Origin of the sequence: Streptomyces fulvoviolaceus (assembly GCF_000718165.1) — a bacterium.
Lineage (GTDB): Bacteria > Actinomycetota > Actinomycetes > Streptomycetales > Streptomycetaceae > Streptomyces > Streptomyces fulvoviolaceus.
In genome coordinates this window covers 24,514-51,059 of record NZ_JOEY01000058.1, presented here as the reverse complement: position 1 = coordinate 51,059, position 26,546 = coordinate 24,514, and the positions used below count along the sequence as shown (strand labels likewise).

Sequence of the window (26,546 nt, the reverse complement as noted above, 5' to 3'; positions counted from 1 at the left end):
GTGAGGGACCCCGCCCTCCCGTTCCCGGACCACGGACACGATCCGTGCCGCCGGACCGTGGAGCGAACGCGGGCAACCAGAACGCCCAACACCGTTCGGGGCGTTCGGCTGAGCATGACTCCTGGCAACAGGACTCACCCCCGCTCAGTCTTTAGGAACGGTTCCACGGACCGGCGGAGGTACCTGCCGTCGCGCAAGCCCGCCCCGCCGCTCCCGCGGACACAGAACGCCGGCCGTACCGCGCAGCCTCGGCGGCGCGGCACGACCGGCGTCCGTTACGTCAGGCGCCGCTCTCGCGGAGCATGTCCTCACGCTCGACGAGCTTCACGCGCTCACGGCCCTGCGGCTCGCCCAGCGCCTTCTCGGCGGCGTCCAGCTTGTACCAGCCCTCCCAGGTGGTGAAGCGGACGTCCCGCTCGGCGAGGAACGCGTCCACGGCCTCGGGTTCGGGCGAGGCGGGGGTCTGCAGACGGCCGTTCGCGTGGTCGTTCAGCAGGTTCGAGACCGTCTCGTTGGCGTCGCCCTTGGTGTGGCCGATGAGGCCCACGGGGCCGCGCCGGATCCAGCCGGTGACGTACGTCGACTGCAGGTGCTCGCCGCTCTCCTGGATGACCCGGCCGCCCTCGTCCGGGACCGTGCCCGAGTCGATGTCCCAGGGCAGCTTGGGGAGCTTGTCGGAGAGGTAGCCGACCGCGCGGTAGATCCCGGTGACGTCCCAGTCCTTGAACTCGCCGGTGCCCTTGACGTTGCCGGTGCCGTCGAGGGCGGTGCGCTCGGTGCGCAGGCCGACCACCTTGCCGTCCTCGCCGAGGATCTCGGTGGGCGACTCGAAGAAGTGCAGGTACAGCTTGTGCGGGCGGTCGCCGACGTCGCGGATCGCCCAGTTCTCCAGGGTCTTGGCGACCATGTCGGCCTGCTTGTTGCCGCGCCGGGTCTCGATCGAGCCCTCGTCGTAGTCGATGTCCTCGGGGTCGACGATGACCTCGATGTTGGGGGAGTGGTCCAGCTCCCGCAGCTCCATCGGGGAGAACTTCGCCTGCGCCGGGCCACGGCGGCCGAACACGTGGACCTCCAGGGCCTTGTTGGCCTTGAGCCCCTCGTGGACGTTCGGCGGGATCTCCGTCGGGAGCAGCTCGTCGGCGGTCTTGGCGAGGATGCGCGCCACGTCGAGTGCGACGTTGCCGACGCCGAGGACGGCGACCTTCTCGGCCTCCAGAGGCCAGGTGCGCGGCACGTCCGGGTGACCGTCGTACCAGGAGACGAAGTCCGCCGCGCCGTACGAGCCGTCGAGCTCGATGCCCGGGATCCGCAGTTCGCGGTCGGCCGTCGCGCCCGTGGAGAAGACCACGGCGTCGTAGAACGCGCGCAGGTCGTCCAGGTTGATGTCGGTCGGGTAGTCGACATTGCCGAAGAGGCGTATCTGCGGCTTGTCGAGCACCTGGTGGAGGGCTGTGATGATGCCCTTGATCCGGGGGTGGTCCGGGGCCACGCCGTAACGGATCAGTCCGAACGGGGCCGGCATCCGCTCGAAGAGGTCGATGGAGACACCGGGTTCGGTGGCCACATCGGACTTGAGCAGCGCGTCGGCGGCGTAGATCCCGGCGGGGCCGGCTCCGACGATGGCTACCCGCAGGGGGCGGGGCATGATCAGGTTCCCTTCGAGTGGCGATAGATCGACTCGACGGAAGCCTAAACTAAGGCAGCCCTAAGTCAGTACGCGGGTCCGATCAATGACCTCATAAACCGAGCTTATGACTTGTGCCCCGTCGGCCGGGCACACCGATCTTCGGCCGGGCGCACCGAGCCGAGGCAGGGACTGCTCCGCGACTACGGCAGGTTCTGCTCCGCCCAGATCACCTTGCCCGCCGGTGTGTACCGGGTGCCCCAGCGCTCGGCGAGCTGGGCGACGAGGAACAGGCCGCGTCCGCCCTCGTCCGTCATCGCCGCGTACCGCAGATGTGGCGAGGTGCTGCTGCTGTCGAAGACCTCGCAGATCAGGCTGCGGCCGTACAGGACACGGACGTGGATGGGGTCCCCGCCGTACCGGATCGCGTTGGTGACGAGCTCGCTGAGGATCAGCTCGGTCGTGAACGAGAGGTCGTCCAGCTCCCATTGGGCCAGCTGCCGGGTCACCCGGGCGCGCACCTCCGCGACGGCGGCCGGATCGGCGGGCACCTGCCACTCGGCGAACCGGTCGGGGGCCAGCGCCCGGGTGTGGGCCACGATCAGCGCGATGTCGTCGGTGGCCCGGGCCGGAAGCCGGGCGTCGAGTACGGCCTGGCAGGTGTCCTCGGGAGACCGGCCGGCCCCCTCCAGCGCCGAGCGCAGCATTTCGAGGCCGACGTCGATGTCCCGTTCCCGGTCCTCGACGAGCCCGTCGGTGTAGAGGACGAGACGGCTGCCCTCGGCGAGTTCGAGGTCGGCCGTCTCGAACGGCAGGCCGCCCAGGCCCAGCGGGGGACCGGCGGGCACGTCGGGGAACTCGACGCTGCCGTCGGGGTGGACGAGGGCGGGCGGCGGATGCCCGGCGCGGGCGATCGTGCACAGCCGCGACACCGGGTCGTAGATCGCGTACAGGCAGGTCGCGCCGGTGACGGGTGCGTTGCCGTCGTCCTCCGTCTCGTCCTGGTCGATGCGTGCGACCAACTCGTCGAGCAGGGAGAGGAGTTCGTCGGGCGGCAGGTCGAGGGCGGAGAAGTTGTGCACCGCGGTGCGCAGTCGTCCCATGGTGGCGGCGGCGTGCAGGCCGTGGCCGACGACGTCGCCGACCACGAGGGCGACGCGGGCGCCGGACAGTGGCAGTACGTCGAACCAGTCGCCGCCCACGCCGGCCTGTGCGGGCAGGTAGCGGTAGGCGATGTCCAGGGCGTCCTGCTCGGGCAGGTTGCGGGGCAGCAGACTGCGCTGCAGCGTCACCGCCATGGTGTGTTCGCGGGTGTAGCGGCGGGCGTTGTCGATGGAGACCGCGGCGCGGGCGACCAGTTCCTCGGCGAGGGCCACCTCGTCCGTGTCGAAGGGGTTCGGCTTCTCGGAGCGCCAGAAGTTGACCACGCCGAGGACCAGGCTGCCCGCGCGCAGCGGCACGGCGATCAGCGAGTGGATGCCGTACTCCACGATCTGCGCGGAGCGCTCGAGGTCCTGGGCGCGCCAGCCGCGGGCCTCGGTGAGGTGTGGCTCGACGACCGCCTGGCCGCTGCTGAGGCTGCGGGCCTGCGGAGTGGAGTCGACCAGGCGGATCTGCTCGCCGACCTGGTAGAGCGGGGCGTCCTTGCGGATCCCGCTGAACGCGGCACGGCGCAGGGTGGTCGCCGCCTCGGGCTGTCCGCCGCTGAGCACGGCGTCGAAGAGGTCGACGGTGGCGAAGTCCGCGAACCGCGGAACGGCCAGCTCCGCCAGCTCCTCCGCGGTGCGGGTGACGTCCAGGCTCGTGCCGATGCCCACCCCGGCGTCGTACAGCATGTCGAGGCGTTCGCGCGCAGTCTCGGCCCGGCCGGACAGGGCGCGCAGCTCCGTCGAGTCGCGCAGCGTGGCGACGCTGCCCGGCGGGCCGCCCTGGATGTCCGTGGGCCGCTGGTTGACCGCGAGGAGCCGGTCCTTGACCCGGTGCACCTCGTCGGTGGCGACCCGGCCGGAGGCCAGCAGGCCGGCCGTGTCGGGGGCGAGGCCGAGGTCGAGGGCATGCCGGCCCTCGGCGTCGGCGGGCAGGTCGAGCAGCCGGTGCGCCTCGTCGTTGGCGAGCAGCAGCCGGCCCTCGCCGTCGACGATGAGGACGCCTTCGCGCACGGCGTGCAGCACGGCGTCGTGGTGCTCGTACATGCGCGTCATCTCGTGCGGGCCCAGTCCGTGCGTCTGACGCAGCAGCCGTCTGCTCACCAGCGCCGTGCCGCCCGTGGCCAGGGCGAGTCCCACGGCGGCGGCGAGCAGGAGCAGCGGCAGTTGCCGGTCGGCGGTGCCGCCCAGGTTCGCGGTCGTGATGCCGGCCGACACCAGGCCCACGACCTTCCCGTCGTCGTCCTTGATCGGAACCACGGCCTGCACCAGCGGCCCGATGGTGCCCGTGATGTCCTCGGTCACGACCTGACCGGCCAGGGCGGGGGCGATGGTCCCGACGAACTTCTTGCCGATGCGGTCCGGCTTGGGATGGGTGTAGCGGATCCCGTCGGTGTTCATGACGACGATGAAGTCCACCTCCGTCGCCTCACGGGCGGCTTCGGCGCGAGGCTGCAGGACCGCCGAGGGGTCGGGGCTGCGCAACGCCTCGATGGTGCCCGGTGCGTTGGCGAAGGCCTCGGCCACGGCGACCGAGCGGTTGCGTGCCTCCGTCGTGGCGTCGTGCCGCACCTGCAGCACGAGAGCGACCACGGCGGCCACGACCAGCAGCAGCACGATCACCACTTGGAGGACGAACACCTGCCCGGCCACGCTGCGGCCGCCGAGTGCCGACCGCAGGGGGGCTGCGGGCGTCCGCCGCGACCGACCCGCATCCCGTTGTACTCGGGTCGACGAGGCGCCCGGCACTTGGGCCTCTTGGGCGCGATCGGGCGCGCGCCGCGCGCGCAGACCGCCGGAGCGAAGGGTCGACCGGGCCCCGGATCGACCCAAGAGTCGGACCATGAGCCCATGTCTACACTGCCGGGCCTCAGGAGGCGAGAGGCGTCACACGGCGTGACAGATCATCGACAGGCCGGCCAGGCCGCGGATCTCACGAGCGCCGGGTGGCGAGCAGCAGTGCGATGTCGTCGGGCCGGTCCAGGGCGTGCCGGGCGATCGCGGTGAGCCGGTCGGCCACTCCCGCGAGCGAACGGCCGCCCGGGCGCGCGGCGGGCGCCCCGGCCTTGGCCAGCGCCACGCGCAGCGCGGTGATGCCCTCGTCGATGTCGCCGCCGGGCCGTTCGACCAGTCCGTCCGTGTAGAGCGCCAGGATGGCACCGGGCTCCATCTGCAGCTCCGTCACGGGATAGCGGGCGCGCGGGTCCACGCCGAGCACGACCCCGCCGGGCAGGTCCAGGACCGTGGTGCGGCCGTCCGCGCGGCGTAGCAGCGGCGGTGGGTGCCCGGCCCGGACCGCCAGGGCCAGCCCGGTTCCGGGGTCCAGCCGGATGTAGCAGCAGCTCGCGAACAGGCCGGGATCGAGGTCGACGAGGAGATGGTTGGTGTTGCTCATGACCTCGTCCGGCGGCCGGTCGCCGAGCGCGAAGGCCCGGACCGCGGTACGGAGTTGACCCATCGTGGCCGCCGCCTGCACCCCGTGCCCCTGTACGTCGCCGATGACCAGGGCCAGGCCGTCGCCGGCCTCGACGACGTCGTACCAGTCCCCGCCGACGTCCATGCCCTCGGTCCCCGGCAGATAGCGCCCTGCCGTCTCCACCTGTGGGTGCGCCGACAGCCGCCGGGGGAGGAGGGCCTGCTGCAGGCCGCGGGCGAGCGCGGTCTCGGTCTCGTAGCGCTGCGCTTTCTCCATGGCGTGGGCGATGAGCCCGGCCAGCGCGGTGAGCACCGTGCGTTCCTCGGTGCTGAACCTGCGGGGGCGGTCGAAGCCGAGGATGCAGGAGCCGACCGGCCGCCCGGAGGCGATCAGCGGCAGGAAGGCACGGGCGCCCTCGGTAGCGTCCAGCGCGATCCCGGGATAGGCGGTGGTCAGTTGCTCCATCGAGTCGAAGAACATCGGGCGGCCGGTGGTGAGGGTCTCGACGCCGGGTAGCCGCGCGTCCAGCCCGACGCCCTCGAAGGGCGCGAGGAACCCCTTCGGGAAGCCGGTCTCCCACGCCAGGTACAGATGCCGTTCCTGGAGCAGGTAGATCGCGAGCCGGCGGCCGCCGAAGGCGGGCAGCAGCTCACGCATCACCACGGCGGACACCTGCCGCGCGGTGGCCGCCTCCGTCAGGGCGATGGCGAGGATGATGGGCCGGTAGCGGGACGAGGTGACACCGGGCGTGACCAGGCCGGACTCCGGCGCCTCGGCGACCTCGGCCGCCTCGTGCCCGGACGCGTCGGCAGGACCGTTCGCGACGCGACTGGCGGGGCGGACCGTGCAGGTCAGCCGGTCGGGACCGGGATGGACGGACAGGGCCAGCCAGTCGCCCTCGTACGGCCGCGGCGCGGACTCGGGGGCGTGCGCGGCAGGCCGTACGGCATGGAAGTGCACCGGATCCGGTGACAGCAGGGCCGCCCGCAGATGGTCCTCGAAGTCGGGCCGGGCGAGCCACGGCACGGCCTCCCACAGGGCACGGCCGACGAGCTCGGCGCGGGGCACGCCCAGAAGCTGTGCGGCGCGGGGATTGGCGTAGACGACGAGTCCCAGCCGGTCCAGGCAGAACACGCCGTCCGGGAGCAGGTCGGCCGCCGCGTCGGCCGTGGCGCCGGGTCCCGGATCATGGACGATGCCCCGCACCGCCGGCTTGGCGGGCGGCTCGTAGGCGCTCCAGAGGTCCAGCAGCCGGAGCGCCCCGTCCGCGGCCCGCAGATACAGGGGCAGCGGTGGCGGGCGCCCGCCGGACGTCTCCTGCAGCGCGGCCAGGATCCGGTGCGCGTCGGAGGGCGCCACGGCGTCCGCGAACGCCTCCGCGGTTCCGGCGCACTGCGTCGGCGCCACGCCCAGCAGGGCCTGCAGATCCTCGTCCAGGGTCAGGACGGCCGTGCCCGGATCCCAGGCGAAACGCCCGATGCGCCCGACCGACGGGGGAGTGGACGGCGGCCGCAGGCACAGGGGCTCGCCGTCCCAGGCGACCGGGGGCGCATCCCCGTCCTCCAGGCCCCGCAGGGCCGCCCCCAGATCCTGGGCCAGCCGCACCACGCGATCTCGGTCGGGCAGCACCTCGGCGGCGTCCGCGACGGCCGGGCGCAGCACGGTCAGCACGCCGAAGGTCGTCGATCCGCTCACGACCGGCACGTACAGGGACCCGAACTGGAACGGCAGACCGGCCGCGAACTGGGGGTAGCGGCGCATCGTCTCCGTGGCGTTCGGAAGCACCACCTGCACGCCCAGCCGATAGGCGTCCGCTACCGGGAAAGGGCTGTCCGTGTGCAGCCGCCACCAGGGGCGGAACAAAGGTCCCGGCAGCCCCGAGAGCACGGCCAGCCGTAGCAGTCCGGGCGTGCCGGAGCGCAGATAGACCCCTCCCGCGTGGCCGCCGGCCGTGCTGATCGCCTCCGTCGAGGCGTCGATCAGCAACGCCGCCAGCCGCCCGGGCGTCGGGTGTGCGTCCTCGACGCTCCCAGTCATCGGCCCTACCTCGTCCATACGCCGTCACGCGGGCGACACAGCAAGAATGCGCCACCAGGGGCCCCGACCGCACCTGGACGGGCGAGATCGCGTGTATACGGCCGCGCTCTCACGGGACGGGTGCGCACAGGCATCCGCTCTCGGGGATGAGGCGACCGGCCGCCCGAATGCCGGGAAGCGCGCGGACCGAGCCGCGTCCCGGCCAGGAAAGGCGGGCCGCCGCGCGAAGCCGTCGGGCCCTCCGATCCATGAAGCCGCCGCCTTTCTCCCAAGGCGGGGCAACCCCCCGGCAACGACGCGACCACGCAGGTCATGGCTTGGCCAACCCCTTTCCGCGCGTTGGCCACATGTTCATCACGTGCCCCTGATGCCCTGCGCCGGGCCGGGCGGAGAGTGATCGGCGGTCCGCTTCTCAACGCGGGCCGACCGCCACCGAGAAGAGCTTCTCTCCGCTCAAGAAGGGGCAATCATGGCCGAGTTGACTCGTCGTAGACTCCTGGGCTCCGCCGCGGGGGCGCTGGGCGGCGCCGCGGCACTCTCCCTCCTCCCGCCCAGTGTGCAGAAGGCCGTCGCGGCCGAACCGCCCAGGCACAGTTCGCTGCAGGACATCGAGCACGTCGTCCTGCTGATGCAGGAGAACAGGTCGTTCGACCACTACTTCGGCACGCTGTCCGGCGTCCGCGGCTTCGCCGACCCGGACGCGCTGCGGCTCGACAACGGACGGTCCGTCTTCTACCAGCCGGACGCCGAGAACCCCAAGGGCTACCTCCTGCCCTTCCACCTCGACACCCACACGTCGAGCGCGCAGGCCATCCCGTCCACCTCGCACGCCTGGTCCGTGCAGCACGAGGCGTGGAACGGCGGCAAGATGGACCAGTGGCTGCCGGCGCACCGCAAGGCCGACGGCGTCAACGGCCCGTACGTGATGGGCTATTACACGCGCGAGGACATCCCGTTCCAGTTCGCCCTCGCCGAGACCTTCACCGTCTGCGACAACTACTTCTGCTCGGTGTTCGGCCCGACCTGGCCGAACCGCCTGATGTGGATGACCGGCAGCATCGACCCCGGCGGCACGCAGGGCGGTCCCATCCTCAGCAACGTCGCTCCGACGCCGTACCGCTGGACGACGTACGCCGAAAGGCTGCAGGCGGCCGGTGTCAGCTGGAAGGTGTACCAGCAGGACGACGACTACGGCTGCAACATGCTGGAGCAGTTCGCGACGTTCAAGAACGCGCAGCCCGGCTCCGACCTGTACGAGCGGGGCGTGCGGCCGCAGCCGGAGGGCACCTTCGAGGACGATGCACGCAACGACCGTCTCCCGGCGGTGTCGTGGATCATGCCGACCAGCTACCAGTCGGAGCACCCCGACTATCTCCCGGCCGCGGGCGCCGACTTCGTGGCGTCGAAGATCGAGGCGATCGCCTCGAACCCCAAGGTGTGGCGCAAGACCGCGTTCATCCTCAACTACGACGAGAACGACGGCCTGTTCGACCACGTGGCCCCGCCGACCCCGCCCGCGGGCACGCCGGACGAGTTCGTCCAGGGGCTGCCGATCGGCGGCGGCTTCCGTGTCCCGGCCATCATCATCTCGCCCTGGACGGTGGGCGGTTGGGTCGCCTCCGAAGCCTTCGACCACACCTCCGCCCTGCAGTTCCTGGAGCGGTTCACGGGCGTCGGCGAACCGAACGTCAGCGACTGGCGGCGCTCGGCCTTCGGTGACCTTTCCTCCGCCTTCCGCTTCGCGGACACCCGCCCGCGCCCGCCCCGCCTGCCCGACGACACGGCGGAGCAGCTGGAGAAGGCGAAGGAGGAGGTGGCCACCCTGCCGAAGCCCACGCTGCCGGGAGCGGACCAGACCTTCCCGCGCCAGGAGCGGGGGCACCGGCCGCACGTGTGAGACCGAAGGACGACCCGGGGCCGCACAACCTCTCTCTGCTCTCTGCGCGGCACCGGCGTCCTGTTTAAGCCTTGCCTTATATAAGCGAGCGGTGGCACAGTGGGTCACGTGCACGCCTTCGACGTACTCGGGGATCCGGTCAGGCGCCGGATATTGGAGCTGCTCGCCTCGGGCGAGCAGGCGTCGGGCGAGGTCAGCGCCGTCATCCGTCAGGAGTTCGGGATCTCCCAGCCGGCCGTGTCGCAGCACCTGCGGGTGCTGCGGGAGAGCGGCTTCGCGTCCGTCCGGGCGGAGGGGACCCGCCGGTTGTACGCCGTCGAGGCCGCCCCGCTGCGCGAGGTGGACGCCTGGCTGGACAGGTTCCGGGGCTTCTGGGAGCAGCGGCTCGACGCGCTCGGGACGGAACTCGCGCGAGGCAGGCGCGAACGCAGACTGAGAGAGGAAGGAGCCGGCGATGAGTGACATCGTCGACGAGATCAACCGGCTGCACCGGGAAGTCGGCATCCGGCAGGTCGAGGCGGGCGAGGCCCGCACGGTGCTGCTGCGCCGGACCTACGACGCCGAAGTCGCCGACGTGTGGGACGCGGTGACCTCGCCCGAGCGGATCCCGCGGTGGTTCCTGCCGGTGAGCGGCGAGTTCAAGGTCGGCGGCCGCTACCAGCTCGAGGGCAATGCGGGCGGCGAGATCCTCGAGTGCACCGAGCCGACGCGGCTGCGGGTGAGCTGGCTGTACGGACCGGACCCGGGCTTCAGCGAGGTCGAGCTGCGCCTCGCCCCGGAGGGTGAGGAGCGGACGGTGCTCGAACTGGAGCATGTGGCCGTGGTGCCGGAGGAGTTCTGGGGGCAGTTCGGGCCCGGGGCGGTCGGTATCGGCTGGGACCTGGCCTTCCTCGGCCTCGGCGAACACCTCGCGGGCGGCGACATCACCAAGGGGGACGCCGAGGCCTGGCAGAACTCCCCCGAGGCAAAGCAGTACATGACCAGGTCGGGCGAGGAATGGGGTGCCGCGTACGCCGCCTCGGGTGCCGACGCGGAGACGGTGGCGGCCACGACCGCGGCGACGATCGGGGCCTATACGGGCTCGTAGGTCTCGGCGCAGAGGCTTCGAAACATTCGAAGCTGTAGGCGAATGTTCGCCGAATCTAAGCGGGGCGAGCCGGTAACGCAAGAGGCGTCGCGAGACCGTCGCTTCCCATTGGGTCTCCTTTGGCCAATTGCGATGGACCATGACGCACTCCGTTGACGCTGTGGGACACCGCTCGTAGGGTCTGCCGCGCAATTCCGGAATTGGTTCGAAACTTTCGAACCCTCAGCAGACCCCACCACCGGAAGAAGGGGGACGAGATGGTCACCCGCAAGTCCCTGGTCCTCGGCATGGCCGGCCTCCTCGCCGCGACCGGCCTCAGCGTCCTGTCCGGCACCGCCGAAGCCGCCAGTACCCTCGGCGCCGCAGCAGCGGAGAAGGGCCGCTACTTCGGCGCCGCGGTCGCCGCGAACCACCTCGGCGAAGCCGCGTACGTCTCCACGCTCGACACCGAGTTCAACTCGGTCACGCCCGAGAACGAGATGAAGTGGGACGCCGTCGAGAGCACCCGCAACTCGTTCAACTTCACGGCCGCCGACCAGATCGTCAGCCACGCACAGAGCAAGGGCATGAAGATCCGCGGCCACACACTGGTGTGGCACTCCCAGCTGCCGAGCTGGGTCTCGGGTCTCGCCGCCGCCGACCTCAGAACGGCGATGAACAACCACATCACCCAGGTCATGACCCACTACAAGGGCAAGATCCACTCCTGGGACGTCGTCAACGAGGCCTTCCAGGACGGCAGCAGCGGCGCCCGCCGCAGCTCACCCTTCCAGGACAAGCTCGGCAACGGCTTCATCGAGGAGGCCTTCCGCACCGCCCGCACCGCCGACCCGGCCGCCAAGCTCTGCTACAACGACTACAACACCGACGGCGTCAACGCGAAGAGCACCGCCGTCTACAACCTGGTCAAGGACTTCAAGGCACGCGGCGTGCCCATCGACTGCGTCGGCTTCCAGTCCCACTTCAACAGCGCCTCCCCGGTCCCCTCCGACTACCAGGCCAACCTGCAGCGCTTCGCCGACCTCGGCGTCGACGTGCAGATCACCGAGCTGGACATCGAGGGCTCCGGCACGGCCCAGGCCACCAGCTACAGCAACGTCGTGAAGGCCTGCCTGGCCGTCTCCCGCTGCACCGGCATCACCGTGTGGGGCGTCACCGACAAGTACTCGTGGCGCGCCAGCGGCACACCGTTGCTGTTCGACGGCAACTACGCCAAGAAGGCCGCCTACACGGCCGTACTGACGGCGCTCGGCGGTTCCAGCTCCGGCGGTGGCGGTACGGCGGCCTGCTCCGTGTCGTACAGCAAGCAGGAGGAGTGGAGCGACCGCTTCAACGGCAAGGTGACCGTCACCGCGGGCAGTTCCGCGATCAGCACCTGGACCACGACCGTCACCGTGACGTCCCCCCAGAAGATCTCCGCGACCTGGAACGGCACGCCCACCTGGGACAGCAGCGGCAACGTCATGACCATGAAGCCGAACGGCAACGGCACCCTCGCCGCCGGAGCCTCGACCAGCTTCGGGTTCACCGTCATGACGAACGGCAACACCGCGGCCCCCACGGTCGGTTCCTGTACGGCGTCCTGACCGCTCGGCGACACATCGTGCCCGGCACCGACCCGTGGTGCCGGGCACGGCACCTAACCGACGCTCAGACTGCTCTTCGCGAGCTCGAACGCCGGGAGCATCGCCTCGTGCTCCTCGCTGTCCAGCCCGCCGAGATGGAGGACGACCGGGCCCTGCGGCGTGGTGACGGCGAGCGCGGTCTCCTGCTGCGTCTCCTCCAGAAGCTCGCTGGTGTAGAGGTAATCCACCTCCACACCCTTGAGATCCCCCGTCTGGAACGAGCGGTACTGCTCCTTGCTCACATCGCCCTCGGCCGCCACGAACTCCTCCAGCACCGTGCGCGCGTCGGCGTCGCCCGGCTCGCCGGTCCACACGCGGAGGTAGCCGATGTTGCCCGCGGGCTTGGCGTCGACCTCGCACACGAGGGCGACCGGTCCCTGACGCAGGACGAGGTCGGCGAGTTCGTCCTCCGTCTCCCCGGTGCCGTCCGAGGAGGGACTGTTCTCGACCGCCTCAGCCGTCCAGTCCTCGGCGATGTCGAAGGTGACGGGGAGTTCGCACGCCGAGCCGGCGGCACCGATGGTGCCCCCGCTTCGGGCCTTCCCGTCGCTCCGACCGCTCGCATCAGCCGTGGCCGACGTACGGGAAGAGGTTTCCGCCTCCCCCTCAGAGGCCTCCGAGCACCCCGTCAACACACCCGCCAACAGCGCCACATGGGCCCATGGGCGCCAGGTGTTCCCCACCCTGACCTGCATTGCAGTCTCTCCCCTTCGAACAGCGAATCTCAGAACCGTCAGAGTAGGCGGGGGAGAAAGGGGTCATGCAGCCAGGGCGTTCCTGGAGCGGAGCAGCGGCACGACATGGTCCCGCACCGCGGGCGCCAGCGTGAGATCGGCCTCGCGTCCCGTCACCCAGCGCATGCTCGCCAACTCGGCGGCGGGGCGCGGAACGCCGGCGATGGTCGTCTCGTACACCGTCATCGTCATCGGAACCCCCTCGAGCGCCGCGACCGCCTCGACCACCTGCAGGAGACGCCAGTCGACGGGAACGAGACCGAGCTCCTCCCGCAGCTCGCGCAGCAGCGCCGCCTCCAGGGTCTCGCCCGGATCGGGCTTGCCTCCCGGCAGGTAGTAGACGTCCGGCGCCGCCTTCTTGCTGACGACGAGCAGGCGGCCGGCGTCGATGATCACAGCGGCGGCCACGGTCAGGGAGGAGGCCGGGGCGCTGTCGCCGACTCCGGGCACGGATTCGTGTGTCATGCGGCACAGAGTGACAGAAGCCGCTCGCGCTCCACGGCGCCTGGATTGCCTGGCCACGGCGCCGAAAGGGCCCGGAGGCGTCCGAAGACACCCGAATCTCATATGAGGGTGCTGTGAATTTCTGATTCGGTTGAACACTCGGGGTCTCGCGTCCGTATGGGGCGAGGGATTTCCATGCCCGGACGGCCGACACGCGCAGGAGTACTTCCGTGGGACGCAGCAACCGCAGACGCCCAACAGGCGCACGACGTGCGACCTTTGCCGCAGTAGCCCTGATGCTGGGTGGTGGTGGGCTGGTGGCTGCCAATGTGTACGCCTCGGCGACCGAAGGCGGCTCGGACGCCTACACGACCCGGCAGGCGGACGACGGAGCCTCTTCCGCCTGGGGAACCACGATCGACTGCCCGGACGTCGGCACCGCGTTGACGACCGTGCCGGACGGCGCGAGGGCCGACGTCGACAAGGAACTGGCCCTGCTGGACCAGCAGATAGCCGCCGCCTACCAGCAACTGCAGGATCCGGCGCGGGCGGCGGAGCGCGACAGCGAGATCGTCGATCCGCTGAACGAGGAGCGGACCGCGACGATCGCACGCATCGCCGCCGCCCTCGACCGCGTGGGAGCCCGCCCCGAAGGCCTCGACGCCCTGGCCGCGTGCACACTGCGCGCATCCGAGAACCAGAACGGCGACGCGAACGACGCCCAGGACGGGCAGCAGGGCAACGACCAAGGCGAGGACGGACAGGGCGACGACGAGCAGGGCGGGAACGAGCAGCAGTCGGGCAACGGCGGGCAGGCCGGCAACGGCCCCGTCGCCGCCGACTTCGCCGACATCACCACCGTCCAGCCGAACGTCCAGAACCCGGCGCCCGAGGGTGACGCCTCCCGCGGCACCTTCGTCACCAGCTGCGGCGTGAACGCGAACGGCGTGTTCAACTCGGACAACGTGATCGTCGCCCCGGGTGTCTCCAATGGCGCCCACCACTTCCACGACTACGTCGGCAACCAGGCCAACGACGCCTTCGCGAGCGACGAGGACCTGGCCAACGGCGACACCAGCTGTGTGGACCAGGGCGACAAGTCCTCGTACTTCTGGCCCGTGTTGAGGCTGCAGAACGGGACACAGGAGCAGGACGCGAACGCGCCCGGCGGCGCCACCGAGGGCAACGCCGGTGAGATCGTCACGCCCGAGCAGGCGACCCTCACGTTCGTGGGCAACCCGCAGAGCAAGGTCACGGCCATGCCGCGGCTGCTTCGCATCATCACCGGCGACGCCAAGGCGTTCGTCAACGGAACCGCCAACGCCAACGCGTCCTGGAGCTGCACCGGCTTCGAGGACCGGCAGCTGAAGGACAAGTACCCGCTCTGCCCGCAGGGCAGCGACGTGGTCCGCACGTTCAGGTTCCAGAGCTGCTGGGACGGACGCAACATCGACAGCGCCAACCACCGCACGCATGTGGCGTTCGGCCAGGCGGACGGCGCCTGCCCGGCCGGATTCCAGGCCATCCCGCAGCTCGTGCAGCGCATCGTCTACGACGTCGACGCCCCGAGTCTCGAGGACGGCGGCCGCACCGTGCCGCTCTTCGCCGTGGACTCCTTCCCCGAGCAGCAGCACAAGCCCGTCACCGACCACGGCGACTTCATCAACGTCTTCGACGAAGACCTCATGGGCGAGATGGTCGACTGCGTCAACGACGGCCGCCAGTGCGGCGCGGGCTCGGACCAGGAGCCCGGTTCCGGCGGGGGCCCGGACAATGGCTCCGGTTCCGGCTCGGACGAGGACCCCGGATCCGACGACGAGCCGCAGGAGCAGCCGACACCGACCTCCGAGGCCCCGACCGGCGGGAACGACGAGCCGCAGCCCGGCGGCTCCGTCGGCGAGCCGACCGCGCAGCCCGAGACCGGCACACCGGCCTCCACCCCGCCCGGCGACGACGCTCCCAAGAGCGACACGACGCCCTCACCCGCACAGAGCATCGCCTCGCCTTCCCCCTGGACCCGCCCTCAGGACGACAGCGAGTCGACCGGTGCCGTGGCGCAGCCTCCCGCCGGTGCGGAGACCGCACCGCAGGGCAGCCAGGGCAGCCTCGCCGAGACCGGCACCCAGCTGTGGCCGGCCGCGATCGGAGCGGTCCTCCTCATCTCCGGTTTCCTGCTGCTACGGCGCACCAGGCGCGGACACATGTGAGTGCGCCCGGCGTGCGTTCACCCTGAATGCACTGGGCCGTATGCAGCAGCACGAGGGGCACGAGGCTTTCCCGGGCGGTGAGCTTGATCTGCCACATCGCCCACCCCCCCCGGGAGCCTCGATGCCCCTCCGTCACACCCTCCGGCCACGACTGCGGGCGGTGTCCGTCGTCGCGGTCTGTCTGTCCGCACTGGCCCCGGCCGCCGTCGGCAATGCCGCCGATGGCGGAGCGGAACCGGCCGGCGACCACGCGCTGCAGCAACAGATCGACCGGTTCGTACGGAGTCCGGGAGGCCCGCCCGGACTCATCGCCGTGCTGCGGCGCGGCAAGGAGAGCCGAGTCCTACGAGCCGGAGTCGCCGATCTCCGTACGGGCCGGCCGCCCCACGCCGACGACCACATGCGCATCGCGAGCACGGCCAAGGCCTTCAGCGGCGCCGTGGCGCTCACGCTGGTCGACCACCGCGCCCTGCGCCTGGACGACACCCTGCGCAAGCGCCTGCCACGCCTGCCCGAAGCCTGGGGTGACGTGACCCTGCGCCAGCTCCTGAACCACACCAGTGGCCTGCCGGACTTCTCAGAGGCCCCCGGCTTCCTGAAGGAGCTGAGAGCCGACCCGCGCCACCACTTCGACTCCCGCCGCCTGCTGGACTACGTGGCCGACGAGCCCCTGCGCTTCACACCGGGCTCCCGGTACCTCTATTCCAACTCGGACAACATCGCCGTCGCCCTGATGGCGGAAGCGGCCACCCGCACCCCGTACGAAGAACTGCTGCGCAAGCTGGTCGACGCGCCGCTCCGCCTGCGCGCCACCAGCCTTCCGCAGGGCTACCGGCTGCCCGAGCCCTACCTGCACGGCTACGACGTGGACCCGCCCGCGCCCGCGGAGGACGTCAGCGAGATCCTCAGCGCCTCGGGCGTGTGGGCGTCCGGAGGCATCGTCTCCACGCCCGCCGACATGACCCGCTTCGTTCGCGGCTACGCCGGCGGACGGCTCTACGGCAGGGACGTCGTACGGGAGCAGCGGCAGTGGATCGAGGGCGCGTCCGAACCCGCCGGACCTGGGCGCAACACCGCGGGACTGGCGATCTTCCGCTACGAGACGCGGTGCGGCGTCGTCCTGGGCCACACCGGCAACTTCCCGGGCTACACGCAGCTGATCGCGGCGACCCCGGACGGCCGGCGTTCCCTGACGTTCTCCGTCACCAGCCAGATCAACGAGTCCCGGGACGCCCCACGCCTGCGGAAGCTGCGCGCCATTCAGGAGAACTTCGTGTGCGCGGTGCTGCGCGGCGACCACTGAGCGGCCGCCGTCCTCAACTCACCACGATCTCCCAGGTGTCGACCGCGTAGTGGACGGTCATTCCGTTGCGCGCGTACAGCTCGGGGGCCCCGGTCGCGTTCGAGGTGTCCACACCGAGGCCGACGGTGTCCCGGCCCCGGGCGGCGAAGGCCGCGAAGGCGTGCCGCAGCAGAAGCCCGCCGAGCTGCCGGCCGCGTGCCTCGCGTACGACGCCGATGCTCCGGATCCACCCCATGGCCTCGCGATCGTCGCGGGCGATCAGGAACCCCACATCCCCGAGATCCTCGGTGCCGACGATCCACACCAGGGACCAGTCGAGCAGGTCGGCGCCGACGTCGTGCAGCCACGGCCGGTACTCGCGCGGCTGGAAGTCGAAGTGCTCGGCGAAGGAGGACTGGTACAACGCGTGCACACGCTCTCGGTCCGCCTCGCTGCCGCACGCCCGCACCCGAACCCCCGCGGGCGGCTGGGGAGCCGGCTCTTCACCGGACCGCAGAGCCCGCTGCAGCACGTGATAGCGCCGTACGACGGACCAGCCCCGCCCGCGGAGCAGCGCGAGGTCGGTCGTGGGCTCCGCATTGAGGTGCAGATGCACCACCGCCCGCTCCGCGCCGTTGGCTCGCGCCTTCTCCAGTGCCCTGGCCTCCATCGCCTCCAGAATGAGTTCCCCGGCCCGCTGATGGTCGGGCAGCACATAGTGGTCTGCGTCGATCCGCTCGCCCTGCGAGTCGTCCCACAACAGTCCGTACGCCACGAGCCGTTGTCCCTCGAAAGCGAGCCAGGAGTCGCGTTCGAGGTCGAGCTCGGGATGCTTGAGGTCGGCCTCCACCGTGTGCAGATCAGTCTCGGCCCGGCCGATCTCGATCCGGTCGATCTCGTTGAGGAGGTCGGTGACGACCGGGGCGTCGGTGAGAGCGGCAGGGCGCAGGAGAGGGGACATGGGGTCAGGGTCCCGGGGCGGTTCCGACATCCGCAAACGAGTTTCCCGAGTAGCGCCGGCGTACGTGCGGCGACGCGGACCCGATCGGCGAGCGGGTCCGCGCCGGTTCAGGAGGTCCCGTCCACTCCGTCGGTGAGACCGGCCGAGTCGGACGTATCTCCGCCGGTGCCCCCGGCGCTGTCGCCGTCGACGCCCTCGGACGTGCCCGCGTCGACTCCTTCGGAGGTCCCCGCGCCGGGCGTTTCGGCGCCCCCGGCGACCGGCAACCCGGTCCCCACCACGAACCGCCTACCCCAGCAGCCGGCGCAACGCCGCACCGCTCAACTCGCCCCACGCCAGAAACCCGCGCACCGGAGACGCCCGCAACCGCGGCCCGTACACCGCGGCATCCCGCCCCCTCGCATGCGCAATGTGGGCCGACGGTCAGTGGGACCGACACTTTTCCACAGGAACCGTCAGAGAAGCCCGCCTTCAGGAAGAATCAACTCCAAGACACGAGTCAGGAGCGGCCCATGGAGTACTACGACCTCGGCTCCCACAGCCGCTTCGTGACGACCTCGTCCTCCGACGCCCAACTGTGGTTCGACCGCGGGCTGGTGTGGACGTATGCCTTCCACCACGAGGAGGCCGTCGCCTGCTTCGAGGCGGCGGCCGCCGCCGATCCCGACTGCGCCATGGCCCACTGGGGCATCGCCTACGCGCTCGGCCCCAACTACAACAAACCCTGGGAGTTCTTCGACGACCAGGACCTGGCGAGGACCGTCGACCGCACCCACGCCGCCGTCGAACTGGCCCACGAGAAGGCCGCCGACGCCACCCCTGTGGAACGTGCACTGATCGGCGCGTTGCGTGCCCGCTATCCGCAGGCGAAGCCGGTGAAGGACTGCGCGGTGTGGAACGGGCCCTACGCCGAGAGCATGCGAGCCGTCCACGAACTCGCCCCCGACGACCTGGACGTCGTCACCCTGTACGCCGACGCGTTGATGAATCTCACCCCCTGGCAGCTGTGGAACCTGCACACCGGCGAACCCGCCGACGGATCCCGCACGCTCGAGGCCAAGGCCGTGCTGGACCGCGCGCTCACCACCGACACCGGCCGGGAGCACCCGGGCATCCTGCACCTCTACATCCACCTGATGGAGATGTCGCCCACCCCCGAGGCGGCCCTGTCCGTCGCCGACCGGCTGCGCGGCCTGGTGCCCGACGCCGGCCACCTCCGCCACATGCCCTCCCACCTGGAGGTGCTCTGCGGCGACTACCGGCGGGTGGTGTCGGACAACAGCGTGGCGATCGTCGCCGACGAGAAATACCGGGCACGGGCCGGCGCCATGAACTTCTACACGCTCTACCGGTCGCACAACTACCACTTCAAGATCTACGGTGCGATGTTCCTCGGCCAGTCGAAGGCCGCCCTGGAGACCGCCGCGCAACTCGAGGCGTCCATCCCGGAGGAACTGCTGCGCGTACCGAGCCCGCCCATGGCCGACTGGCTGGAGGGCTTCCTCGCCATGCGGGTCCACGTCCTGATCCGCTTCGGCCGCTGGGCCGACATCCTGCGGCTGCCGATGCCCGCCGACCCGCAGCTGTACTGCGTGACGACCGCGATGCTCCACTACGCCCGCGGCGTCGCCTTCTCCGCCACCCACCGCGTCACCGAGGCGGAAGCCGAACGAGCCCTGTTCCGCGAGGCGGTCGCCCAAGTCCCCGAAACCCGCATGCTGTTCAACAACACCTGCGCCGACATCCTCGCGATCGCCTCGGCGATGCTCGACGGTGAACTGGAGTACCGCAAGGGCCACTTCGACGCGGCCTTCGCCGCCCTGGAACGGTCGATCGAACTGGACGACAACCTCCCCTACGACGAGCCGTGGGGATGGATGCAGCCCACCCGCCACGCCTACGGAGCCCTCCTCCTTGAACAGGGCCGCGTCGTCGAGGCCGAGGCCGTCTACCGGGCCGACCTCGGCCTCGACGACACGCTGCCGCGAGCGTTGCAGCACCCCGGCAACGTCTGGGCCCTGCACGGCCTCCACGAGTGCCTCGTACGCCGGGGTGGGACGGGAGAGGCGCAGATCGTCGCCCAACAGCTGCGCATCGCCGCCGCGATGGCCGACGTACCGATCGAGGCGTCGTGCTTCTGCCGCCTCGACACCGCCTCCGAGGCGCCCGGTTGCTGCGGCGGGGCAGAGGCGCCGACCGGCTGAACCACGAACTGCCGTATGTCTGAGGTGAGTTGGAAGACGCGGACCTCGCTAGCATGACCGTGCGCCACCCTGTCCGAAGCCCTCTGGAGCGGACCGCCAAGCAGGAGGAGCACAGCATGGACGAGGCCCACGGCACGGACTTCGACGACCTGGCCGAGGCCTACGAACGCATGGCCACCGCGCTGCCGCTGCGGGAACACATCGAGGCCCACACCCTGTTCGCGCTCCTCGGCGACATCAGGGGCAGGGCCGTCCTCGACCTGGGCTGCGGCAGCGGCCTGTACACCCGCAGGTTCCGCGAGATCGGAGCCTCGACCGTCACCGGCATCGACGGCTCCGGCGGCATGCTCGACCACGCCCGGCGCCGTGCGGCCGCCGAGCACCTCGACATCACCTACCTGGCGCGTGAAGCCACCGACCCGCCCGCCGAAGGCGACCCCGAACTCGACGGCCGCTTCGACCTGGTGTCCTCCGTTTACGTGCTGTGCTACGCGCCCACCCGCCAGGCGCTGACCGGCTTCTGCCGCACCGCCCGCCGCGCCCTGCGCCCCGAGGGCGGCCGGTTCGTCTTCGCGACGCTCAACCCCGACGTTGCCGTCGAACCCGGCTGGTACACCCACTACGGCATCGACTTCACCATCGGCCCGGCCACCCAGGACGGCGCCGAGGCCCCGGCGGTGATGAAGGTACCCGGCTTCGACGAGTTCCCCCTGCGCCCCTTCCGCTGGTCGCGCCGGACATACGAGGACGCCCTGAACTCGGCGGGCTTCACCACCGTCACTTGGGTCCACCCCCGGGTCTCCGCCGAGGGCGTCACCGCGTACGGCGAGGCCCACTGGGCCAACTACCTCAAGATCCCGCACGCCCTGTACGTCGAGTGCACCGTGTGACGCACAAACGGCCGGCAGGTCGCGCCCGACAGGCCCCGGACACACGTCTCACAGGATGACGCGCGTGTGCGAGACGAGACGGTCGCCGTCGAAGACATGCAGCGTGATGGCGGGCGGCAGGTCGAAGTTCAGGGCGTCGTCCTCGGTCCAGTCCGCCGGCAGCACCAGCTCACTGGGCATCATCAGCGTCGACACCACTCCCGGCGCGACCACCAGGGGAAGTCCCGCGAAGACCGCCGAGGCCGCTGTGTGCGCATGCCCCACCAGTACGGCCTTCACCCGGGGATGGGCGCGAACGACCCGCTCCAGCCGCTCCGGAGCGGTCAGCCTGATCGCGTCCACCGAAGGCAGGCCCAGCGCGATCGGCGGGTGATGCATCCCGACGAACACGGGCCCGTCGCCCCGGGAGAGTTCCGCCTCCAGCCAGCCGATCGTCTCGTCGTCCAGGTAGCCGTCGTGCCGCCCGGGAATGCTGGAGTCGCACAGCAGGATCGTGAGCCCGTCGAGCTGCAGCGCCCGGTTCACCGGCCCGGCCTCGTCCGACTCGCTCTCGCCTGCCGGGTCGAGGAGCACCTTGCGGAACTCCGGCCGTGAGTCGTGGTTTCCGGGACAGACGACGGTGGGTGCGTCGTAGCGCATCGCCTCCCGCGCGATCTCGTACTCCTCCACCAGGCCGTGATCGGCGATGTCCCCGGTGACCACGACGGCGTCGACGGGGGAGGGGAGCCCGTTGAGGTAGTCCCGCACCCGCATGGCCCGTTCCGCGCTCTGCTCGCTGCCGCCGATGTGTATGTCGCTCACGTGGGCTATCAGCACCGTCATCTCCAATGCCGGGTCGGGGCGCGGGTGTTGATCATTCTGTCAGAGGTGGATCGGCCGCGGACGAGCAGTGCGCAGAGCCGTCGCAACCACCCTTGTCCGGAGTACTGACAGCGCAAAATTAGGCCTGTAGATTGCGGCCGTCACGAATATGCACAACATCGACTCGGCTGTCTTGTCGCACCTTTCACAAGCACTTTCCGTCAGGAGGGCCCATGCAAAGGCGCATTCTCGGGCTTGGCGCAGTACTGATCACCGTTGTCGGTGTGGCCGGATGCGGGTCTTCGGACTCGGGCACGAGCGGTGCGTCGGCCTCGGGCGGAAGCAAGACCACGACGGTCAAGGTCGGCATCATTCCGATCGTCGACGTCGCCCCGCTCTATCTCGGGCAGGAAAAGGGGTTCTTCAGCAGCCGGGGCCTGAAGCTGGAGATGGTGAGCGCCCAGGGCGGCGCGGCGATCATTCCCGGTGTGGTGAGCGGGCAGTTCCAGTTCGGGTTCAGCAACACGACCTCGTTGATGGTGGCCCAGGTCAAGGGAGTTCCGGTCAAGTCCGTGGTCAACGGCGCGGCCTCCAACGGCAAGGTGGGCGGCGACGTCACCGGCATCGCGGTGAAGAAGGACAGCCCGATCAAGACGGCCAAGGACCTCGTCGGGCGCACGGTGGCGGTGAACACGCTGCAGAACATCGGCGACACCACCGTGCGCGAGTCGGTCCGCAAGGCGGGCGGCGACCCGTCCAAGGTGAAGTTCGCCGAGATCCCGTTCGACCAGATGCCGGCCGCTCTCGACGGCGGGCAGGTGGACGCCGCCTGGATGGGCGAGCCCGCGCAGACCATCGCCAAGGCGCAGGGCGCCCGCATCGTGGCCTCGCCGTTCGCCGAGACGGACCCGAAGCTCACCGTGGCGACGTACTTCACCGCGACGCAGACCGTGCAGCAGAACCCCGAACTGGTGAAGAAGTTCACCGAAGCGATGACCGAGTCCCTGCAGTACGCCTCCGACCACCCGGACGAGGCCCGCCAGGTCCTCACCACCTACACCAAGATCAGCGGCGACGTCCTGAAGAACCTCACGCTGCCCAGCTGGCCGGCCGAGGTCGACATGGCATCCCTGGAGAAGCTGGCCGCGCTCGGCGAGGAGGACGGTCTCTTCGGCGGCAAGAAGCCCGACTTGGACGCCCTGTTCTCTTGAGCCGGTCACCACTCGGCATCGAGGGCCTGGGTCAGCCGGGAGACGGCGGTCAGCTCCGGCAGGCTCTGCAGGGAGGCGACGACCTGGTCGCTTCCGAACGCGCGCTGCGCATCGGTCACGGCCGGGTCGACGGCGCATTCGGCCTGTACGTAAACGAAGTTGAGAGCTGTCGCGAAAAGCATCGAGAAGGAGTCCACGCCTTTGATGACGGCGCGGCCCCCGGCATCGAGATACGCGCGCACCAGTTGCCGCGCGGAATCGGCACGGAAGTCATTCCCGCCCGACCACATGTACACGGCACGCGCGAGCTCGCGCTCTGCCGATATGGGCCCGGCGTTGTCCCAGTCGAGGAGAACCGGTCCGGCCGAACCGACGAGAACGTTCTGGGGCTGCATGTCGAGATGCGACGTCACCGCATCACCGGGAGCGGACGGCGTGACATGAGCCGCCAGCTCGGCCGCCGGCGTGGCGATGAACCGGCCCAGCGCCTCTGACCACGGCATACCGGCCCGGCGGACCTCCTTGTGCAGCGTTTCCCATTCGGCCGGCTGGGGACAGCGCTCGTACCAGGAGCTCGGCTGCATGTTCGCGCCCTCCCCGGCCCTGTGCAGGATGGCCAGGGTCCGCCCGCACCAGCCCAGGATCTCCGGATCGGACGGGTCCGCCTGAGTCCCGTCGATCCAGTCGTACAGCTTCACGAACGACCCGCCCAGCGAGGAGGGGAGCTGTGCGACATGGGCGCCGGTGCGATCCGGGAAGAGCCGGGGAGCGGAAACACCCAGCTTCTCCGCGGCGTTGCGCAGTGCGGCTTCCCGCTCCACCTGCCGCTCGTCACAGCCGAACAGGAGCTCCTTCACCGCCCACGAGGAGCCGTTCGCGGACAGCTTCCAGATCTGCCCCAGAGCGCCGCGCGTGACGGGGGCCATCGTCCACAGTCCACTGCCGAGCGCATAGGTGTCCGCGATGAAGTCCCCCGTGCTCTGCATGTGGATGCCTCTCCAACTGCTCTAAGATTGAGCCCTGTTCCCTCTGTGTCACGGGACATCTCCGGCATGAACGCCGTTCGAGGACCCTATCCCTGACTCGCCTCTTTCCTTCACTCCCAGCTCAACCGTGCCCGTCCTCCAGCGCACGAAAGGCTCCTGACCATGCGACGATTCGTTCTCACCGGCACACCGGGCGCGGGCAAGACATCGATCCTGCGCCGCCTGGCCGATCTCGGCTATCCGGTCGTCGAGGAGGCGGCCACTGCCGTCATCGCCCGGGCCCAGACGCAGGGCGACATGGAACCGTGGGAAAGGGCGTCCTTCATCGACGACATCGTCGTGCTGCAGCGACAACGCCAACGGGAAGCGCACCCCTCCACCACGGCCCCTGCCCAGGTGTTCGACCGTTCGCCGATCTGCACGCACGCACTGGCCACCTACCTCGGACTGCCGGTATCCCGCGCCTTGACGGCGGAGATCGAGCGGATCACCGCCGAGGAGACCTACGAGCGGCAGGTCCTCTTCGTTCGCCATCTGGGATTCTGCGAGCCCACCAGCGCGCGTCGCATCAGCTTCGAGGAGTCGCTGGTCTTCGAGAAGATCCACGAACAGAGCTACCGCCTGTTCGGCTACGAACTCATCGACATCCCTGCCGACGACCTGTCCCGCCGCGTTTCGGCCGTCACCTCGGCGATCGCACGGCACGCGTCATGGGTCGCCGACGCGGGAGTCAACTGACGCGCACCGGCAGGTTCCGGAAGCCGCGCGTGATGTTGCTGAGGGCGGGGACCGGCTCGCCGGCGAGTTCGATGCGCTGCACTCGGGCGGCCATGGCCTTGAGGACGGCGTGGACTTCGAGGCGGGCCAGGCCCTGGCCCGCACAGCCGTGGTTGCCGTAGCCGAAGCCGAGGTGGTCGACGGGGTTGCGGGTGATGTCGAAGCGGTCGGGGTCGGGGAAGTGCCGCTTGTCGCGGTTGGCGGCGCCGTAACTGTGCAGGACGCGGGCGCCCGACGGGATGACGACCTCCTCGCCGAGGTCGACGTCGCGGGTGGTGACCCGGGAGAAGACCTGGACGGGGCTCTCGATCCGCACGATCTCGTTGAGGGCGGAGGGGGCGCCAACGGACAAGCGCCTCGACCGGGGGCCGGCTGCCGCCGTGCCCCGCCCCCGCCCCCCGGCGGACACCGCCGACCGATCGCGTACGGAGACGCAGTGAAGGACTTCCAGGACCTCACCGACCGAGGATGAACGAGGCCCCGTGGCGGGCACGGCTGACGGGAGGGCCTTGGCCGCCAGAGCGGTGAGCAGGAGCAGCACGGCGTTGATGGTGAGGCCCGCTGACGGAACGGTCGGGCGGTGGGCATGACAGGGCTCCCGCGAGGGTGGCGGCGAGCGGGTCCCCGCAGGGAGACCGGCTCAGGCAGACGGCGTGGCGGGCGGTGCGGGCCGGTCGGCCGACGCGCACGCCCCCGCCAGGCAACGCTCGCCTGGCCCCTCGCCGGACGAGCCCGCAGGGTCGCTCAGGGCCTGCGGCCGTGGAAGGTGCGGCGCAGGTCGCTCACCCAGGCGTCGGGGTTCTCCCAGGGGATGAAGTGGCCGCCGTGGTCGTGGGCGTTGATGTTGACGTGGTTGAACCAGTCGGCCAGCGGGCCGGTCTTGAACGCCCGGACGCGCTCGTCGGCGGTGTGGATGCCGGGCGGGTTCTCGTACGTGACGAAGGTGAGGCCGACCGGGGCCTGCACGACCGGGGTGCGGTCGTGGGCGGGAGCCCAGGGGTAGCGGTTGGCGTTGGCGTAGTAACGCATCGACGTGGCGATGGAGTTGTTCACCCAGTAGATCGTGGCGTGGGTGAGCAGGTCGTCCTTGGCGAAGACGGACTCCACGTCACCGCCGTTGTCGCTCCAGGCGTTCCAGCGCTCCAGCAGCCAGGCGAGCAGTCCGGCGGGCGAGTCGCTCAGCCCGTGGGCCAGGGTGGCGCCGTCGAGCATGTGCACGGCGAGGTGGGACGCCCAGCGGTGGTCCAGCTCGATGATGCGGGAGCGGACGTCGGCGGGCTGGTCGTCGGTGAGGGGTTGGTTCCGGGCGAAGTCCCAGGCGCGGGGACCGGTGAAGAAGGTGAGCGGCAGCCCGGAGCCGATGTGGATGCCGTACAGCTCGTCGGCGTATTTGTGGCCGAGCTGGCTGGAGACGATCCCGCCGATGTCGCAGCCCCCGGCGGCGTACTTCTCGTATCCAAGGGTCTCGGTCATCAGGGTGTGCCAGAGGTCGGAGACCTTCCAGAAGTTGACGTCCGAGAAGCCGGTGAGCGGGCCGGGGAAACCGAAGCCGGGCAGGGACGGCACGATGACGTCGAACGCGTCGGCGGGGTCACCGCCGAACGCGGCCGGGTCGGCGAGCGGGTCGATCACCTTCGACCAGTGCCAGAACGTCCACGGCCAGCCGTGGGTGAGGATCAACGGGATCGGGCGGGGGCCGCGGCCGGGCTTGCGCATGAAGTGCACCGGGACACCGGCGACGCTCACCTGGTAGTGCTCGTGGACGTTGATGGCGGCCTCGGCCTTGCGCCAGTCGTAACCGTCCCGCCAGTAGGCGACCAGCTCACGGAGATAGCTGTCCGGGACGCCGTAGGACCAGTCCGCATTCCCTTCGTCCAGCGGCGGACGGGTCAGCGTGAGACGGGCGCGCAGGTCATCGAGGACCTTGTCGGACACGTGGATCGGGGTGGGCTCCAGGGGGAAGGCGCGAGGGGTGGCCATGGCGTGGTTCCTTACTGGGTAGAGGAAGCGGTGTCGTCGGCCTGTCGGGTGGTTGGGCGGTGAGCCGGGCCATTTCGAGGAGTGCGGGCAGCGACGCGGCGAGCGCATGCCGGTGGTGCGGGTCGAGCTGACCGGCCAGGGCGACCAGGGGACCGATGCGCTCCTTTCGCCGCGACTCGAACACCTTGGCAGCGGCGCGGACACTCAACGGCTCTGACGATAGGACGCTTCCACATCC

General features: G+C 70.4%; 21 protein-coding genes and 1 pseudogene. 11 read left to right on the top strand and 11 right to left on the bottom strand.

From position 1 onward, the window contains the following. Window positions 1-155 (top strand): annotated as a pseudogene (locus tag IG08_RS61845) (transposase); the annotation flags it as partial. A 125-nt stretch (window positions 156-280) separates the two neighbouring features. Here IG08_RS61845 and IG08_RS0144180 read toward each other — a convergent pair. The 3 genes from IG08_RS0144180 to IG08_RS0144170 all read right to left on the bottom strand — a co-directional run bounded on the left by IG08_RS0144180 (window position 281) and on the right by IG08_RS0144170 (window position 7,222). Further along, on the bottom strand, window positions 281-1,645 hold the full coding sequence (locus IG08_RS0144180; RefSeq protein WP_030617261.1) for an FAD-dependent oxidoreductase: 1,365 nt from the start codon (window positions 1,643-1,645) through the stop codon (window positions 281-283). Between the two features lie 182 nt (window positions 1,646-1,827). Further along, complete coding sequence (locus IG08_RS0144175) at window positions 1,828-4,614, bottom strand: SpoIIE family protein phosphatase (RefSeq protein WP_199821046.1); 2,787 nt, start codon at window positions 4,612-4,614, stop codon at window positions 1,828-1,830. A gap of 88 nt (window positions 4,615-4,702) precedes the next feature. Next, window positions 4,703-7,222, bottom strand: a complete 2,520-nt coding sequence (locus IG08_RS0144170) for a SpoIIE family protein phosphatase (RefSeq protein WP_030617256.1) — start codon at window positions 7,220-7,222, stop codon at window positions 4,703-4,705. A 469-nt stretch (window positions 7,223-7,691) separates the two neighbouring features. Here IG08_RS0144170 and IG08_RS0144165 point away from each other — a divergent pair, with 469 nt between their 5' ends. From IG08_RS0144165 to IG08_RS0144150, 4 genes are all read left to right on the top strand, one after another. After that, the gene (locus IG08_RS0144165) at window positions 7,692-9,119 is read left to right on the top strand and encodes an alkaline phosphatase family protein (RefSeq protein ID WP_030617253.1); all 1,428 of its coding nucleotides are present in this window, start codon (window positions 7,692-7,694) and stop codon (window positions 9,117-9,119) included. Between the two features lie 99 nt (window positions 9,120-9,218). Then, the gene (locus IG08_RS0144160; protein WP_043456655.1) at window positions 9,219-9,581 is read left to right on the top strand and encodes an ArsR/SmtB family transcription factor; all 363 of its coding nucleotides are present in this window, start codon (window positions 9,219-9,221) and stop codon (window positions 9,579-9,581) included. Next, on the top strand, window positions 9,574-10,206 hold the full coding sequence (locus IG08_RS0144155) for an SRPBCC family protein (protein WP_030617247.1): 633 nt from the start codon (window positions 9,574-9,576) through the stop codon (window positions 10,204-10,206). The genes IG08_RS0144160 and IG08_RS0144155 overlap by 8 nt, the downstream gene beginning before the upstream one ends. A gap of 257 nt (window positions 10,207-10,463) precedes the next feature. Beyond that, window positions 10,464-11,792 carry a glycoside hydrolase family 10 protein gene (locus tag IG08_RS0144150; protein WP_030617244.1) on the top strand — a complete coding sequence of 443 codons (1,329 nt, stop codon included), beginning with the start codon at window positions 10,464-10,466 and terminating at the stop codon, window positions 11,790-11,792. 53 nt (window positions 11,793-11,845) lie between these two features. On the opposite strand, the gene IG08_RS0144145 is transcribed toward IG08_RS0144150, so the two are convergent. Then, a complete protein-coding gene (locus IG08_RS0144145; RefSeq protein WP_030617242.1) occupies window positions 11,846-12,526 on the bottom strand; it encodes a lipoprotein in 681 nt (226 codons plus the stop codon). 63 nt (window positions 12,527-12,589) lie between these two features. After that, on the bottom strand, window positions 12,590-13,030 hold the full coding sequence (locus IG08_RS0144140; RefSeq protein ID WP_030617239.1) for an NUDIX hydrolase: 441 nt from the start codon (window positions 13,028-13,030) through the stop codon (window positions 12,590-12,592). 275 nt (window positions 13,031-13,305) lie between these two features. On the opposite strand from IG08_RS0144140, the gene IG08_RS0144135 reads away from it, so the two are divergent. Continuing rightward, window positions 13,306-15,216 (top strand): DUF1996 domain-containing protein, encoded by a 1,911-nt coding sequence (locus IG08_RS0144135; RefSeq protein ID WP_030617235.1) that lies wholly within the window; start codon window positions 13,306-13,308, stop codon window positions 15,214-15,216. A 121-nt stretch (window positions 15,217-15,337) separates the two neighbouring features. Continuing rightward, window positions 15,338-16,519, top strand: coding sequence for a serine hydrolase domain-containing protein (locus IG08_RS0144130; protein WP_030617232.1), 1,182 nt, complete (start codon window positions 15,338-15,340; stop codon window positions 16,517-16,519). Between the two features lie 13 nt (window positions 16,520-16,532). On the opposite strand, the gene IG08_RS0144125 is transcribed toward IG08_RS0144130, so the two are convergent. Next, window positions 16,533-17,459 carry a GNAT family N-acetyltransferase gene (locus IG08_RS0144125; RefSeq protein ID WP_030617229.1) on the bottom strand — a complete coding sequence of 309 codons (927 nt, stop codon included), beginning with the start codon at window positions 17,457-17,459 and terminating at the stop codon, window positions 16,533-16,535. A 107-nt stretch (window positions 17,460-17,566) separates the two neighbouring features. After that, window positions 17,567-17,740, bottom strand: a complete 174-nt coding sequence (locus tag IG08_RS60360; RefSeq protein ID WP_158812343.1) for a hypothetical protein — start codon at window positions 17,738-17,740, stop codon at window positions 17,567-17,569. 231 nt (window positions 17,741-17,971) lie between these two features. On the opposite strand from IG08_RS60360, the gene IG08_RS0144115 reads away from it, so the two are divergent. Together IG08_RS0144115 and IG08_RS0144110 are read left to right on the top strand one after the other, a co-directional pair. Beyond that, window positions 17,972-19,663 carry a tetratricopeptide repeat protein gene (locus IG08_RS0144115; RefSeq protein WP_030617227.1) on the top strand — a complete coding sequence of 564 codons (1,692 nt, stop codon included), beginning with the start codon at window positions 17,972-17,974 and terminating at the stop codon, window positions 19,661-19,663. 116 nt (window positions 19,664-19,779) lie between these two features. Further along, entirely contained in the window at window positions 19,780-20,553 is a 774-nt protein-coding gene (locus IG08_RS0144110) for a class I SAM-dependent methyltransferase (protein ID WP_158812342.1), read from the top strand. A gap of 48 nt (window positions 20,554-20,601) precedes the next feature. On the opposite strand, the gene IG08_RS0144105 is transcribed toward IG08_RS0144110, so the two are convergent. Next, a complete protein-coding gene (locus IG08_RS0144105; protein ID WP_234343126.1) occupies window positions 20,602-21,354 on the bottom strand; it encodes a metallophosphoesterase in 753 nt (250 codons plus the stop codon). A 233-nt stretch (window positions 21,355-21,587) separates the two neighbouring features. On the opposite strand from IG08_RS0144105, the gene IG08_RS0144100 reads away from it, so the two are divergent. Further along, complete coding sequence (locus tag IG08_RS0144100; RefSeq protein WP_030617217.1) at window positions 21,588-22,565, top strand: ABC transporter substrate-binding protein; 978 nt, start codon at window positions 21,588-21,590, stop codon at window positions 22,563-22,565. Window positions 22,566-22,570: 5 nt separating this feature from the next. On the opposite strand, the gene IG08_RS0144095 is transcribed toward IG08_RS0144100, so the two are convergent. Next, window positions 22,571-23,551, bottom strand: a complete 981-nt coding sequence (locus IG08_RS0144095; protein ID WP_030617215.1) for a phosphotransferase enzyme family protein — start codon at window positions 23,549-23,551, stop codon at window positions 22,571-22,573. 162 nt (window positions 23,552-23,713) lie between these two features. On the opposite strand from IG08_RS0144095, the gene IG08_RS0144090 reads away from it, so the two are divergent. Continuing rightward, entirely contained in the window at window positions 23,714-24,289 is a 576-nt protein-coding gene (locus tag IG08_RS0144090; RefSeq protein WP_030617208.1) for an ATP/GTP-binding protein, read from the top strand. On the opposite strand, the gene IG08_RS0144085 is transcribed toward IG08_RS0144090, so the two are convergent. Together IG08_RS0144085 and IG08_RS0144080 are read right to left on the bottom strand one after the other, a co-directional pair. Beyond that, window positions 24,282-24,680: a cytochrome P450 gene (locus tag IG08_RS0144085; protein WP_052425131.1), complete on the bottom strand. Its 399-nt coding sequence runs from the start codon at window positions 24,678-24,680 to the stop codon at window positions 24,282-24,284. The two genes, IG08_RS0144090 and IG08_RS0144085, sit on opposite strands and share 8 nt — an antisense overlap. A 392-nt stretch (window positions 24,681-25,072) precedes the next feature. Beyond that, on the bottom strand, window positions 25,073-26,308 hold the full coding sequence (locus IG08_RS0144080; RefSeq protein ID WP_030617203.1) for an epoxide hydrolase family protein: 1,236 nt from the start codon (window positions 26,306-26,308) through the stop codon (window positions 25,073-25,075). Window positions 26,309-26,546 lie beyond the last annotated feature (238 nt).

Excerpts from the sequence above, each read along its gene's own strand:
- IG08_RS0144180 (WP_030617261.1), bottom strand. The coding sequence starts at position 1,645 with ATGCCCCGCCCCCTGCGGGTAGCCATCGTCGGAGCCGGCCCCGCCGGG.
- IG08_RS0144175 (WP_199821046.1), bottom strand. The coding sequence starts at position 4,614 with ATGGTCCGACTCTTGGGTCGATCCGGGGCCCGGTCGACCCTTCGCTCC.
- IG08_RS0144170 (WP_030617256.1), bottom strand. The coding sequence starts at position 7,222 with ATGACTGGGAGCGTCGAGGACGCACACCCGACGCCCGGGCGGCTGGCG.
- IG08_RS0144165 (WP_030617253.1), top strand. The coding sequence starts at position 7,692 with ATGGCCGAGTTGACTCGTCGTAGACTCCTGGGCTCCGCCGCGGGGGCG.
- IG08_RS0144155 (WP_030617247.1), top strand. The coding sequence starts at position 9,574 with ATGAGTGACATCGTCGACGAGATCAACCGGCTGCACCGGGAAGTCGGC.
- IG08_RS0144150 (WP_030617244.1), top strand. The coding sequence starts at position 10,464 with ATGGTCACCCGCAAGTCCCTGGTCCTCGGCATGGCCGGCCTCCTCGCC.
- IG08_RS0144145 (WP_030617242.1), bottom strand. The coding sequence starts at position 12,526 with ATGCAGGTCAGGGTGGGGAACACCTGGCGCCCATGGGCCCATGTGGCG.
- IG08_RS0144140 (WP_030617239.1), bottom strand. The coding sequence starts at position 13,030 with ATGACACACGAATCCGTGCCCGGAGTCGGCGACAGCGCCCCGGCCTCC.
- IG08_RS0144135 (WP_030617235.1), top strand. The coding sequence starts at position 13,306 with ATGCTGGGTGGTGGTGGGCTGGTGGCTGCCAATGTGTACGCCTCGGCG.
- IG08_RS0144130 (WP_030617232.1), top strand. The coding sequence starts at position 15,338 with ATGCCCCTCCGTCACACCCTCCGGCCACGACTGCGGGCGGTGTCCGTC.
- IG08_RS0144125 (WP_030617229.1), bottom strand. The coding sequence starts at position 17,459 with ATGTCCCCTCTCCTGCGCCCTGCCGCTCTCACCGACGCCCCGGTCGTC.
- IG08_RS0144115 (WP_030617227.1), top strand. The coding sequence starts at position 17,972 with ATGGAGTACTACGACCTCGGCTCCCACAGCCGCTTCGTGACGACCTCG.
- IG08_RS0144110 (WP_158812342.1), top strand. The coding sequence starts at position 19,780 with ATGGACGAGGCCCACGGCACGGACTTCGACGACCTGGCCGAGGCCTAC.
- IG08_RS0144100 (WP_030617217.1), top strand. The coding sequence starts at position 21,588 with ATGCAAAGGCGCATTCTCGGGCTTGGCGCAGTACTGATCACCGTTGTC.
- IG08_RS0144095 (WP_030617215.1), bottom strand. The coding sequence starts at position 23,551 with ATGCAGAGCACGGGGGACTTCATCGCGGACACCTATGCGCTCGGCAGT.
- IG08_RS0144090 (WP_030617208.1), top strand. The coding sequence starts at position 23,714 with ATGCGACGATTCGTTCTCACCGGCACACCGGGCGCGGGCAAGACATCG.
- IG08_RS0144080 (WP_030617203.1), bottom strand. The coding sequence starts at position 26,308 with ATGGCCACCCCTCGCGCCTTCCCCCTGGAGCCCACCCCGATCCACGTG.